Here is a 13,372-nt window from a genome sequence, read left to right on the forward strand (position 1 = left end):
CAATATTGGTCGGGCTGCCACCGATATACTTCTCGAAGGACCCCATGTCCTCCAAACGCCCCCCAATCTGTGCGCCATAAAGATCAACGCCCGCGCGTCCAATGGTGATTACGTCAAGGTCTTTCATGGCTCAGAAACCCGTTTCTTTGAGGAACGAACGCGAGGCAGCGAGGTCATCCAAAATGGAGCCCGTGTTGCGCGGATCGCGTTCCTGTTCGATGGTGATGTAGCCGCCGTAGCCCTTCTCGGAGAGAAACGCGCGGATGGCCGGATAGTCGATATTCCCCTTACCGATGGGGCACATGACGCCTTTGCCGCAGGCGTCGAAAAAGCGGATGCGCTCGCCCATGACGGTCTCGTAGACCTCGGGGGCGATGTCTTTGAAATGGATATAGTCGACCCGCGCCCAGTGCTTTTCGAGCGTCCGGATCGGGTCCATACCGGAATAGGCCATGTGTCCGGTGTCGAGGCAGAGGCCCGCAGTGGTGTGGTCGACGTCCATCATGAGACGGTCGATTTCGTCCTCGAATTCGATATAGCCGCCAGCATGCGGATGGATCACAGCACGGACGCCGTATTCATCACGCGCGATCTCGGAAATGGTGCGGATGTTCTTGATCAACGCCGCCCAATCCGACAGGTCGAGACGCGGGGCGCGGCCCGAATGACCCGCGGCAAAATCGCGCTCATCGTGGCCCCAATCCATCACCGTGAGATACGGCGCGGCAAAGCGTTGGCCGTTATGACGGTCGGGTTTTGGCAGAGCGGTGATCAGGGCACAGATCTCGCGCGTCTGTTTGATCAGGGACTCGGTGTTTTTCTCGGAAACCAAATCGTCAAAGATCGTTCCGGCAACAATCGACAGCCCGCGCGCCTCCAGCGCCTCGGACATCACATCAATGTCGAGCGGCATATATCCGTAAGGACCGAGTTCGAGCCCGCCAAACCCTGCGCGCGCGGCTTCATCCAGCACCCGATCCCACGCCGGAAGGTGCGGATTTTTGACGTCATCCACCCCCCAGCAGCACGGGGCGCAGGTCACTGTGATGGGGTTGCTGGTCATGGCTCAGTCCGTCGATGAGGCGACATTGATCGTTTCGAAGGTCAGGGATTTGTGGAATTGCTCGTGAAAAGCGATGAACTCTTTCGTGTGCTCGTATTCCATGTGGTCAGCGTGGGCCGCCTCGTCGTGCCATGTTTCGACAAAGACGAGACGGTCCGGATTGTCAGTGCAGGTGTAGAAGTCATACGCGATGCAACCCGGCTCTTCGCGGGTGGCCTTTTGAGCCGCTGGCGCACGCGCGAGGATCATGTCGCGCGTGTCCTTTTGCAGGTCAATTGTGATGATGAACTTGTACACCTGCAGGCCCTCTTAGCGAATGATCGTGGCTTGGAGCGCTGCGATGGAGGACTGGATGCCTGCCTCGGTGGACATGGTGAAATCTTCCATCTCCAGAGAGACCCAACCGTTGTAGCCGCACATGCCGACGACGGAGAAGAATTCCTTCCACCACTGGAGATCACGACCCGCGCCAACGGCGACGTAGTTCCACGAACGGTTCGCAACGTCAGTCACATCCTTGAGTTCCAAGAGACCGTTGACGTCGCACAGACCCCGCTCGATGCGCGTGTCTTTGCCGTGGCAGTGGTGGATCGCGGCACCCAGTGCACGCGCGGAGGCAATCGGCTCTGCACCCATCCACATGAGGTGGGACGGGTCGAGGTTCATACCGACCATGTCGCCGACTTCATTGCGCAGACGGAACAGGGTTTCCGGGTTCCACACGAGCATCGCGGAGAAGTTCTCGAGCGCGTAACGCTTGATGCCCGCCTTCTTGCCGAACTCCACGAGATCATGCCAGAGGGGGAACGCACGGTCTTCCCACTGGTAACGGTCGCGCTCCGGCATCTCGTCCGGCCAGGATTTCGTGTAGACGAGCCAGTTCGGAACCTTGTCGCCCGGAGCCGCTTCGGGCAGACCGGACATGGTTACGATGGTTTCGACACCGATCTCGCCTGCAAGCGTGATGGTCTCTTTCATCTCTTTGAGGTGGCGCTCGCCCATTGCGCCCGGATCGAGCGGGTTGGCAGAACAGTTCAGCGCGGCGATCTGAAGCCCACGGGCCTCAATCTCTTTGAGCTTGGACTTGAGCAGGCCTTTATCGGCGAGCAGTTCGTCCGCGCGGAAGTGCGGGCCATTGGACCAGCCGCCGCCGGTCATCTCGATGCCTTCGACACCAAGCTCCACACATTTGTCGAGCATGTCCGTGAAGGACAGGTCGCGCATCACATCAGTACAAATGGACAGTTTCATATCTGCAATCTCCTAAGGCAGACGGTTAGGCGTATTCGACCCAGGCGGCCCCTGCGTCGGCGGAGCGAACACAGTTTTCGAGCCAGCGCACGCCTTCGGTGCCTGCGTTGATGCCGGGGTAGTGGTGGGTTTTCAGGAAGTCTTCGTCACCGCGCAGTTTCGCGTCGATGGCTTCGGCGATCCAAAGGTAGATGTTGGCCCAGCTGTCGCCGAGACCCTCGGTGTGCAACCCGCCCATACGGTCGTATTTGAGACCTTCCTCCTCGAGGTAGGGCATGCCGTGGTGCAGGATCTGGTTCGGTTCGCCCTGAACCTCATAGATGAGCTGGTCAGGATGGCTATCGGACCACTCGACGGAGGCCTTGGAGCCGACAAAGCGGTAGCGCTGCGACCCCATGTTACCGGCGTTCACCGAAGAGACCCAGAGACGGCCACGGGCACCGTTGTCGTAGTGCATGAGCACCGTCGCGTGATCTTCGAGCGGCGCACGGGTCGGGATGAACGCCTTGCGGTCGCAGAGCAGTTTCTCGATTTTCATCTCCGGTAGAACCACCTCGGAGAGGTAGTAGAGGTGCGTGCCGATGTCGCCAAGAACGAAAGTGGAGCCAGCCGTCGCCGGATTGGTCCGCCATTTCACCGCATCGCCCGCGTTGGTGTCGTCGCCTGCGTTAAAGCCGTGGGTGTATTGCATATCGACGATACGAATATCGCCGAGCATCCCCTTGGCCACCATCGCAGCCATCTGATGCACGAGCGGATGGCCCGTGAAGCCGTAGGTCACCCCAACGATCAGGCCCTTTTCTTCGGCGAGTTTCGCGACGATCTCGCATTCCTCGACGGTGAAAAAGAGCGGCTTTTCGCAGATCACATGGATTCCTGCTTCGAGCAGTGCTTTGGTGATCTCGAAGTGGGTGAAGTTCGGCGTCGCGACAGATACGACATCGACTCCATCCTCACGGCCCGTTTCACCCGCGATCAGGTCCTGATAGGTCGCATAGCACCGGCCCTCAGAGACACCGAGGTTGATGCCGAAATCACGGCCGCGCTCCGCATCAAGATCGAAGGCACCAGCGACGAGCTGATAAGTGCCATCCCGCAGCGCGCCGGTGCGGTGTTTGTATCCGACCTGACCTGTGCGGCCACCACCGACCATGCCCCAGCGGAGCGGACGTTGGATTGTTCTTTCGCCATTAATCATAGGCATCAACCTTCTGAAGAGACCCTTCGCGGGTAGGTTTTCTCAAGAATAGATTTCGGGTTTTTCGATCATCGTGATCGGCTCACGTGCCCCCGTATCGACAGCCCGCAGAGCCGCATCAGCCACGAGCGTTGCGGCATAGCCGTCCCATGTTGACGGACCCGTCGCACCGCCCTGCCCCGCAGCCACGATCCATTCGCGGAACTCCTGATCATAAGCTTCAATGAAACGCTCGCGCCAATCTTCCGGGATTGCCTGACGGATGCCGTATTGGTCGGAGATCACCGTCGCCGGACGGTTCGGGAGAGCCGCCACACCGGTCTCGCAGGAAACTTCGCCGCGGATGTCGTAACCGTATGAAATGTTCACCGAAATCTCGACATCGACGATGGCGCCGGACTGCATGTGCAGCATCACCATGACCGGATCGCGCAGGTCGGTGCCGCGCGTGGAACGGCGCGGGACGCGCACTTCGACAGACGAAATCTCGTCTGACAGAAGCCAGCGGGAAATATCCGCATCATGCACCAGCGTATCGTTGAGAGGCATCTCGGAGGTGTAGAGGCCCTCCGGCACGGACGCATTGCGGTGCACCGACTTATACATCAACGGCGCGCCGAGCGTGTTGCCATCGATGACTGCCTTCAGGCGACGGTAGTCCGCATCGAAGCGACGCATGAAACCGACCTGAACGAGACGCTTTCCGAATTCGACTTCTGCAGCCATGACCTTGAGCGCAGCGGCCTCGGAGGTCACGAGCGGCTTTTCACAGAACACCGCTTTGCCCGCAGCGATACAGTCGAGGAGCTGCTCTTCGTGAGCAGGCCCCCAAGAACAGATCACGATCGCATCGACATTGTCCGAGCGGATCAGATCTTGCGGGGTTGCGAAAACCTCTGCGCCCTCGGGTGCGGCAGAGGCCGCACGCGTTGCATCAATGTCCGTCACTGCGGTGACGTCTACGCCAGAAAGAACTTGCGTAAGGCGGCGGATGTGATCCTGACCGATCATGCCCGTGCCGATAACACCAACTTTGAGTGCCATGGATCTGCTCCTTACTTGAAGTATTTGTCGACGTAGCGCTGCATTTCGGAGCGCATGAATTTGCCGGAGGCGTCCATCCGGTCTTCCCAGGCAAAGACACAGGCGGTCATGATGCCGTCGAAGCCAATCTCGGCGAGCGTGCCGAAGAAGTCGTCCCACGGAACTTCGCCCTGACCGATGTCGAGATGCTGGTGGATGCGGGCGTTGGTGCCCGGCGGGTTCAGGATGTAGCGCAGACCTGAAGAGGCCTTGTGATTGAAGGTGTCTGCGACGTGCACGTGGGCCAAAACGTCCTTGCACTCACGCAGCATCTCTTTGGTGTCATCGCCAAAGTAGAAGGTGTGCGGCGCGCAGTAGAGGAACTTGACGTTCTTGGAATTCACCGTGCGGATAAGGTCCACGGCGGGGTTCAACTCCTCAACCCAGTCCTCGGGGTGCGGCTCGATGTGCAGGTTCACGCCTTCGCGCTCGAAAATCGGCACCAGTTCGTCCATCGACCGCCACCATGCGTCTTCGCAGGTCTCTATCATTGCACCGGTGTGGCAGCAGTAGCAGCCGCCCTTGTCGGGGTGCGGGCCACGGCCGAATTCGGAGTTCATGACATCGACGTCAAGCTCGACGGCGATCTCTATGGCGCGTTTCCAGTGTTTTACGGCGGCCTGACGTTCGCCCTCGTCATTCGACGCCCAGCGATACATCGGCAACAGAGACGAGATGCCCACTCCACTGTCTTTCAACGCTTTTTTGAACGACTTGATCCGGTCCGGAAAGACGCGCGGTGCCTTGAACCACTCAAGGAAATCGGCACGCGGAGACAGTTCGATCCACTCGTAGCCAAGTTCGGCCACTTTGGACGGAAGCTCCTCCAGAGACAGGTGACGGTGCATAAACGGGTCGAGGGCGATTTTCATAGGGGTAAACCTTCGATTGGAATTTCAAGGGGCGCCCGCCGGGAGAGAAGGAGGAGCGAGCGGGCGCCAGGAGAAGCTTGGATCAGGACACCGTCGCAGCGGCCGCGCCCTGCCCTGTGTTGTCTTCAAGGTGGGCATCGAGATCAGCGAGCGCTTCGCCACCGGCCATAAGGTCGGTGATTTCCTCGCGAGACTTTTCGCCCTTCATGAAGTTGGCAGCGAGCGCACCACGGATCAGAACCGCGAAGTGATCGCCAACGGCCATGGCGTGGGTCACCTGGTGGGTGATGAAGATGACGGCGACGCCGCGCTTTTTGGCTTCCATTACCACGCGCAGAACGTGGCTCGCCTGTTTTACACCCAGGGCCGCTGTCGGCTCGTCGAGGATCAGAACGCGCGCACCGAAGTGCAGAGCGCGGGCGATGGCGAGGGACTGACGCTCACCGCCGGACAGGCCACCAATCAGGCGATCACCGTCGGTGATCCGCGTGATGCCGAATTCCTGCACGGCCTTCACCGCCACTTCATTCGCCGTCTTCTTGTCGAAGACCTTGAACGGGCCGAAGCCTTTGGTCGGTTCCACACCCACAAAGAAACTGCGGCCGATGGACATCAGCGGGAAAGTTCCGCCAAACTGGTGTACCGTGGCGATCCCGCGGTCGGCTGCGTCTTTCGGACGGGCGAAGGAAACGGGTTCCCCATCCATCAACATCTCGCCGGAGGTCGGTTTGTGAACGCCTGCGAGGGTTTTGATCAGGGTCGATTTGCCGGCGCCGTTATCCCCCAGAAGGCACAGAACCTCGCCCGCTTTCACCTGGAGTGTTATGTTGTGAAGCACGTCGATCGGGCCGAAGGACTTGTTCACGTTTTTCAATTCAAGAACAGGTTTGTTCATCGTTTCGGTCCTTATTTCTTGGGTTTCGGTGAGTAGGAAAGCGCCATTTTGCGGAAACTCTCGTTCATCGCGACGGCGATCAGGAGCATCACGCCGATGATCAGGTTCGCCCAGTTGCGGTCGATGGCGGTGAAGTCGATGCCCTTGTTCACGATGGCGAAGGTCAGGGTGCCGATGAAGACGCCGGCGATGGATCCGAAGCCACCCGTAAGGAGCACACCACCTACAACCACACTGACAATGATGTTGAAGATGTCGTTCATGCCGCCGGAGACCTGCGCCGAGTTGAATAGGATCGCGTGGCACATTCCGACAAAGGACGCAGCGGTGGAGGTTAGAACGAACAGCAGGATGGTGATGCGATCCACCGGAATGCCTGCATTGCGGGCGCTGACTTTGTCGCCGCCGATGGCGAAAATCCAGTTGCCGAACTTGCTCATGTGCATGACGAACCAGAAGATCACGGCCAGAATGACCCACCAGATGATGATGACCTGATGGCTGCCGCCGAAGATGAAGTCACCGAACAAAGTCTTGGCCCAGGCAGGAGACGTCAGCGGAACAGAGGCCGCACCGGTCAGGAGTTTCGAGCCAGCGAGCACCACACCCTGCATCGCAACAAGCGTTCCGAGGGTGATGATCAGCGTCGGCACCGTGGTGCGCACGGCGAGGATGCCGTTGAAAAGACCGACCAGAACACCGATGGTCAGGGCGCCGATGATGCCGAAGATAATCGGCAGATCGTAGTAGCCGGAGATAATCGCGGTGGTCATTGCCCCTGCCGGGATCATGGCCCCGATGGAAATGTCGATCTCACCGGAGATCATCAGAAGGCCGACTGGCAGAGCCACGATGCCGATGCGGGCGGCGTAGTTGAGCCAGCTGGCGGCGTTGGCGAGTTTGCCGAGTTCAACACCGCCGAAGACGACGTAGAAAACGAGGACACCGATCAGGCTGAGGATGGAAGCCGCAGCGGGACGGCGCAGAAGGTTTGCAATAAGGTCCATTGATCCGCCCTCACTTCTTCTTGGTTGCGTAGTTCATCGCGAGTGCCCGGAAGCTGTCGTTCGAAAGAACCGCTGCGAGGAGCAATGCGCCGATTATGATGGAGCCGATGTTCGGGTCGAGTGCGGCGAAGTAGATGCCCTGGTTCACCACCGCGAAGGTCATCGTGCCGAGCAGGATACCCACGACCGATCCTGCACCGCCGGTCAGCAGCACACCGCCGATAACCACACACATGATCGAGTTGAAGATGAACGACTGCCCCCCTGCAACCTGTGCGCTTTGGTAGGTCATCACCTGGGCGATGCCGACGAAGGCTGCGTTGAAACCGGACATCATGAAAAGGCCGATGGTGAGCTTGTCGGTCGGGATCCCGGCGTTGCGGGCGCTTTCGCGGTCACCACCGAGGGCAAAGACCCAGTTCCCGATGGGCGAAATGTGCAGGAAATAGAAGAACACCGCCACAAACCCGAGCCACCAGAAGATCGACACGTTGAACATGCCATTGATGAATTGGCCGAGGATCGACTTGGTCAGCGGATCAGGGACATAGGATACGCTGGTGGAGCCCTTGATCATCACAGCGAGGCCGAGGGTCATTCCCATCACCGCGAACATCACGCCAATTGTCACAATGAGCGACGGAATGGTGGTGCGGGTGACGATGAGACCGTTCACGAAACCGACGAGCAGACCGACACTCAGGCCGCCGAGGATGCCAACGATGGCTGGGAGTTCGTAGTGACCGGAGAGAATGGCCGCCATCATCGAGGACGCCGGGATGACTGACCCGACAGACATGTCGAATTCGCCGGAGATCATCAGAAGGCCAACGGGCAGCGCGATGATGCCCACTTCAGCGGCGATGTTGAGCCAGCTCGACCAACCGGGAGCGGACATAAAGACCTTCCCGCCGAGAGCTGCAAAGAAGATGTAGACGACGACAAACCCGATCAGAGAGCCCGTTTCGGGGCGCCTGGCCAAACTGCCAAGCGAAATGCCTTTCGCGCCGGTTTTCGGTTCCATTGATTTGTATCCGTTTGGTTGTGCCGACGGCGCGCCGACGACTGCGTGCGCAGCGGGCACCGTTGGCGGGAAATGCCGTCCGCAGTGAACGGGCGACCTCCGTTTTCATGTGGGAAAAGTGACCCGCGCGGTCGGCGCGCGGGTCGCCTCGGGAGACTTAGCGCGCTCCGGCTTTCACGCCTTCCATCACCAACTCAACGTTCGCGGCGTCGATGACGCCCGGACCGGTGAGGATTTCACGGGTCGGGATGGTCACGCCGTAGTTGACGAAGTTGTTGAGGATCGAAACGGCAAAGAAGCCTTGCTGATAACCCTGTTGGTCAATCGCACAATCCTGCGTTCCGGCCTGGATATTCGCAAGGATCGAGTCGTTGAAGTTCATGCCGCAGACATGGACACTGCCGGTTTTCCCAGCCTGAGCGATACCGGAAACGGTCGCGTTTGTATCGGCGTCACCGATGGCGAACATGGCGTCGATGTCCGGGTTTTGCAAAAGATGTGCACGGACAGCCTGAGCGACAGCGGTTGCGTCACCAAATGCGGTGGCCGGAAGCTGAAGCACGGAGCCCGTTCCGCCAACGGATGCAATGCCGTCGTTAAAGCCGCTACAGAACGCTTCGATGTTGGCCGCACCCGGAAGGGTGTTCACACATGCGCCGTTCTTATGGCCCGCGTTGCCGAGGTATTCGCCTCCGGCGAAACCGGATTTGTAGTCAACAGCACCAACATAGTTCAGAGCGCCGAGACGGTCGGCAGCTTCGAGGCCACCAGCGTTGTAGATAACGAGCGGGATGCCAGCGGCAACAACAGCTTCGAAAGCCGGGTCCATTGCTTCCGGAACCCAGTCCGGACCGACGATTGCGTCTGCACCTTGGTCGATGGCCTGACGGATAAGTTCTGCGGCATCCGGTCCGAGGTTGTCGTAATTCTGGGGGCCGAGCCAGGTGACGGAGCCACCCTGTGCTTCTGCAACTTTACCGGCTTCTTCGGCACCGAGCTTAACGCGGGACCAGAACGGGTCATCGGGCTTGCCACCCACCACGAAAATGTCGGCAGCCATAACGGCACCTGCAGCGCAGGCAGCGACAATGGCAGTAGTTGCAGTGGCCGCGAAACGGCTGAATTTGGTCATGATATTTTCCTCCCATAAGCTCCTGTCCTCCCAGGAGCCACCATGTGCACTCTGGATACGGATGCGGGAGGATTCTCGAAACACAAACTGAATAAATCTGTTGCATATGTGTCATTTTGTGTCATTCATAATGATACATTTCAGATACTACAGGCGGGCAACATCATGAAAAGGCCAACGATTTCCGATCTCGCCCGAGAGGCAGGCGTTTCCGTGTCGACCGTGAACCGGATTCTCTCCGGCGCAACAAATGTGAAAGCGAGCACCGCGCAGCACATTCAGAGGACCGCGGAAAAGATCGGATTTTACGGGCTTGGCTCCATCGAGGACCAAATCAAAAAGAACGCACCGCACTATCGGCTCGGCTTCCTGCTGCAACAATCGACGCGTGAGCTTTACCAACACTTCGGTCGCGAAATCACCAAGGCCTGCCGTGGCCGTCAATTCGACACAGCAGACCCGCTCATTGATTTCGTCGACCTCCTGACGCCGGAAAATATCTCGCAACGTCTCCTCGCGCTCGGGCGGAACTGTGATGCGGTGGCTCTGATCGCGGCAGATCACCCGCAGATCGGTCAAACGGTTCGCGCGCTAAGTGAGATGGGCAAACCCGTAGTCGCCTATATCACCGACCAATCCGCGCCCGAGCGTGCCGCGTTCGTCGGAACAGACAACTGGAAACTCGGCCGCACGGCGGCGTTCCTGATTTCGCAAATGACCAACCATACCGGACGCATCGGCGTCTTTCAGGGCAACCCGCGCTATCAATGTCAGGACGTGGCGGAGGCCAGCTTTCGCTCTTATATCCGCGAACACGCCCCGCATCTGAGCGTCGATGAGTGCCGATCGACCAACGAAGAACCCAATCGCGCCCATGAAATGGTGCGTGATCTGTTGAAATCGACCGATGAGATCGTCGGGATCTTCATGGTGGGCGGCGGCATCTCTGGCGTTCTTCGCGCGCTTCGCGAAGTGCCGCTTGAGCGTCGTCGGGGCGTAAAACTGATCTGCCGTGACATCGGCCCTGAGACGCGAAAGGGCCTCTCGGAAGGCCTGATCACCGCGGCTTTGTGCCACCCAATGGAGCACACGAGCGAAGTTCTGGTGCAAACCATGATCAATGCCGTTGCGAACGATGGCCCGCGCTCAACAGTCCACCACACCGTCCCGTTCGAGATCATTACACCTGAAAATATTTAGGTTTGCACCGGAGCACTTCTAACGCGTTGGACACTGAAACGATGACTATGACACCCTCGACTTCTGATGATGCCGATTTCGCTCAGAATGCAGCAGCAAAACCCTTATTTCATTGGGTCTCAAAACTCCAACCTGACCCCAAAAACGGACTCGAAAACCGTTGTCCCTTTGCGGGGACCCGGGGTTCACATGCTCTATCTCTCCGCCATAATTCCAAAAATGATGACGAAGAGTTTGCGGTAGAAATCCGATCTTTGATCGAGCTGGCGACCGCATTTCTCGGGTGATTGGCCCACCGAAATTCATGCCGATGTTTGCCGCAAAAGTGGTCGATCCCCTCTCGCCCAATCTGCAAGGTATTTGCGCATGTAAGCGACGAAGTTCTGAGCGGCGAGTTTGTTGCCTACGGGACCGGAAGTGATCGCGTAGATGTCAAAGCTCACTTTCGGCGCGAGCGGTTTGACGACAAATCCAGGCGGTGTGCTGAAATAGGCGGTAAACTCGTCCACGATGGCGGCCATGCGCGTCTGGCTGGCCAAGAGAGGGATAAGGATAAGCGAGTTCACGGCGATCGACGGATCGACCGTCATGCCGCGTTCGACCATTTCGTCCGACAACACGCGCCCAATCGGCCCCCGGGTCGTCGTGGCCAGAAGCGGCACGTTCCTTAAATCGTCGAGCGACAGCTGATCCTTCGCGGCGATCTCCATTTCCTCCGGCACGAGGACTACGAGCCGTCCTCGCCCGAGGTGGCTCAACTGCACGTCCTCTGCATGAATGCGTCCGGCGACGATGCCGATCTCTGCCTGACCGTTCTTCATCGCTTGAAGCTGTTGCCCGAGCGTGCCGACATCCACCGAGATGTGAAGATTAGGCATGTCGCTTTTGATCCGCGAGATCGCACCGGTCACGAAGTGCTGCGCGAGCAGGCCGACGGTCATCACGGAGAGGCGCGTACCTGTGCCTTTGCGCACGGCCTCAATCCGGTTTTCCAGCCGGTTCAACCCGTCGTAGAGAAAGCGGCTCTCGTTATAGATTGAATCGGCCTCCGCCGTCGGAATGACCCGTCCACGGTCAAGAACGAACAGCGTGAGCCCCAAAGCTGCTTCAAAATCGCGCAAATGACGGCTCACCGTCGGCTGGGACAGCTTCATGCTCCGCGCGGCGGTCGTGATCGACTCGTGCTCATAAACGGCACAGAACACCTGTAAACGTTGGAGTGTTAGCGGTCGCATGTTTGAGGTATCCCGTGAGTATATAGAAATATACTATCTAAAAAGAAAAAATTTTCTATTTCTGCAAGTCGCATTGCACGGCACGGTTCCAAAAACGACAGACACAGGGACGTAAGCCTTAAATGCAGGCACCTATTATCATCGCCTTTACTCTTCTCACGCTTCTTGCGGGATCGGCCATTGCCTATGTGATCGGCGCGTCGGCGATCCTGACCTTCATCGCGGCGGAGAAGACAAACTACATGGCGGTCCTGCCGCAGCGCTTATTCAGCCAGCTCGATTCCTTTGCCTTTCTCGCGATGCCGCTCTTTATCTTTGCGGGAGATCTGATGAACCGCGGGGGCCTCGCAACTGCCCTGATTGATTTCTGCATGTCATTCCTCGGGCGCCTGAAAGGCGGGTTGGGTCATGTGAATATCGCCACGTCCGTGTTTTTCGCGGGTGTGTCCGGCTCTGCCGTCTCCGACGCGGCGGCTCTCGGGAATTCTCTCGTCCCTGAAATGCAGCGCCGTGGATACACGCTTGATTACGCGGCAGCGATCACCGGGGCCTCGTCGATCATCGGACCGATCATCCCGCCGTCGTCGATCCTGATCTTTTATGGCGCATTGATGGAAACGAACGTCACCGCGCTCTTTGCCGCAGGGATTCTGCCCGGACTTCTGCTCGCAGCAGTGCTCATGGTCATGAACGCTTATTTCGCCCATAGAGACAACCACCCGGGCGGCAAGGATGTGGACGTGCCGCCGTTCTTCGCCTCGCTCCTGCGTGCGCTTCCTGCGATGCTTCTGCCCTTCATCATTCTGGGGGGCACGCTGTTCGGCTTCATGACCCCCGCGGAGGCCGCCGCCGTCGCCGTCGTTGCGGCACTCATCATCGGGTTCGCTTATGGCAAGCTGTCGCTCAAGGATGTCGGCGCGAGCCTTCAGCGCACGGGTGTCATGCTCGGCGGTCTGTTCATCCTGCTCTGTGCGATCTCGACCTTTAGCTACCTCGCCGCGCTGCTTCAATGGCCGCAGGCGATCAAAGCAACCGTCGAAGGCTGGGGCCTCGGCCCACTTCAATATCTCATGCTGATCAACGCCATTTTCCTTGTGGCAGGCATGGCGATGGATGTGAAAGCGGCGGTGGCTCTCTTTGCTCCGATCTTTGTTCCAGTGGCTCTGGCACTGGGCATCGACCCTGTCCATCTTGGCATCGTTATCTGCTTCAACATCACCACCGGCCTTCTGTCCCCTCCGTTGGGCGCGGTGCTGTTGATGCTCTCGACGACGGTCAAGATGGACTACTGGCGCCTGATGCGCGCGACCTTTCCCTTCTTCGTCGCCGAAGTTCTGCTGCTCTTCGTGCTGACATACTTCCCCCAAATCTCTCTGGCCCTCCCCCGCATTCTGGGTCTGGCCTCATAAAGA

At 58.6% G+C, this 13,372-nt stretch carries 13 protein-coding genes; 2 read left to right on the forward strand and 11 right to left on the reverse strand.

All coding sequences use genetic code 11. The features are described 5' to 3' along the window. Positions 1 to 130: 130 nt before the first annotated feature. The 10 genes from J5Y17_RS06820 to J5Y17_RS06865 form a co-directional block, all read right to left on the reverse strand. Positions 131 to 1,063 carry a TIM barrel protein gene (locus J5Y17_RS06820; RefSeq protein ID WP_219784497.1) on the reverse strand — a complete coding sequence of 311 codons (933 nt, stop codon included), beginning with the start codon at positions 1,061 to 1,063 and terminating at the stop codon, positions 131 to 133. A 3-nt stretch (positions 1,064 to 1,066) separates the two neighbouring features. Beyond that, positions 1,067 to 1,360: a putative quinol monooxygenase gene (locus J5Y17_RS06825; RefSeq protein WP_219784498.1), complete on the reverse strand. Its 294-nt coding sequence runs from the start codon at positions 1,358 to 1,360 to the stop codon at positions 1,067 to 1,069. Between the two features lie 12 nt (positions 1,361 to 1,372). Beyond that, positions 1,373 to 2,314, reverse strand: coding sequence for a sugar phosphate isomerase/epimerase (locus J5Y17_RS06830; protein WP_219784499.1), 942 nt, complete (start codon positions 2,312 to 2,314; stop codon positions 1,373 to 1,375). Positions 2,315 to 2,339: 25 nt separating this feature from the next. After that, complete coding sequence (locus tag J5Y17_RS06835) at positions 2,340 to 3,512, reverse strand: Gfo/Idh/MocA family protein (RefSeq protein WP_219784500.1); 1,173 nt, start codon at positions 3,510 to 3,512, stop codon at positions 2,340 to 2,342. A 42-nt stretch (positions 3,513 to 3,554) separates the two neighbouring features. Further along, a complete protein-coding gene (locus J5Y17_RS06840) occupies positions 3,555 to 4,556 on the reverse strand; it encodes a Gfo/Idh/MocA family oxidoreductase (protein ID WP_219784501.1) in 1,002 nt (333 codons plus the stop codon). An 11-nt stretch (positions 4,557 to 4,567) separates the two neighbouring features. After that, positions 4,568 to 5,467, reverse strand: coding sequence for a sugar phosphate isomerase/epimerase family protein (locus J5Y17_RS06845; protein ID WP_219784502.1), 900 nt, complete (start codon positions 5,465 to 5,467; stop codon positions 4,568 to 4,570). 82 nt (positions 5,468 to 5,549) lie between these two features. Further along, positions 5,550 to 6,362: an ATP-binding cassette domain-containing protein gene (locus J5Y17_RS06850; RefSeq protein ID WP_219784503.1), complete on the reverse strand. Its 813-nt coding sequence runs from the start codon at positions 6,360 to 6,362 to the stop codon at positions 5,550 to 5,552. An 11-nt stretch (positions 6,363 to 6,373) separates the two neighbouring features. Continuing rightward, positions 6,374 to 7,369, reverse strand: coding sequence for an ABC transporter permease (locus J5Y17_RS06855; protein ID WP_219784504.1), 996 nt, complete (start codon positions 7,367 to 7,369; stop codon positions 6,374 to 6,376). Positions 7,370 to 7,379: 10 nt separating this feature from the next. Continuing rightward, the gene (locus J5Y17_RS06860; protein ID WP_219784505.1) at positions 7,380 to 8,393 is read right to left on the reverse strand and encodes an ABC transporter permease; all 1,014 of its coding nucleotides are present in this window, start codon (positions 8,391 to 8,393) and stop codon (positions 7,380 to 7,382) included. 157 nt (positions 8,394 to 8,550) lie between these two features. Then, positions 8,551 to 9,525 carry a substrate-binding domain-containing protein gene (locus tag J5Y17_RS06865; RefSeq protein WP_219784506.1) on the reverse strand — a complete coding sequence of 325 codons (975 nt, stop codon included), beginning with the start codon at positions 9,523 to 9,525 and terminating at the stop codon, positions 8,551 to 8,553. Positions 9,526 to 9,690: 165 nt separating this feature from the next. On the opposite strand from J5Y17_RS06865, the gene J5Y17_RS06870 reads away from it, so the two are divergent. Next, positions 9,691 to 10,725 (forward strand): LacI family DNA-binding transcriptional regulator, encoded by a 1,035-nt coding sequence (locus tag J5Y17_RS06870; protein WP_219784507.1) that lies wholly within the window; start codon positions 9,691 to 9,693, stop codon positions 10,723 to 10,725. 302 nt (positions 10,726 to 11,027) lie between these two features. Here the strand turns inward: J5Y17_RS06870 and J5Y17_RS06875 are convergent, their stop codons facing one another. After that, complete coding sequence (locus tag J5Y17_RS06875) at positions 11,028 to 11,960, reverse strand: LysR family transcriptional regulator (protein WP_219784508.1); 933 nt, start codon at positions 11,958 to 11,960, stop codon at positions 11,028 to 11,030. Positions 11,961 to 12,082: 122 nt separating this feature from the next. Between J5Y17_RS06875 and J5Y17_RS06880 the strand changes: the two genes are divergently transcribed. Further along, entirely contained in the window at positions 12,083 to 13,369 is a 1,287-nt protein-coding gene (locus tag J5Y17_RS06880) for a TRAP transporter large permease (RefSeq protein ID WP_219784509.1), read from the forward strand. The last annotated feature ends 3 nt before the right edge of the window (positions 13,370 to 13,372 follow it).

The organism is Celeribacter sp. PS-C1 (genome assembly GCF_019429625.1).
Classification (GTDB): Bacteria; Pseudomonadota; Alphaproteobacteria; order Rhodobacterales; family Rhodobacteraceae; genus Celeribacter.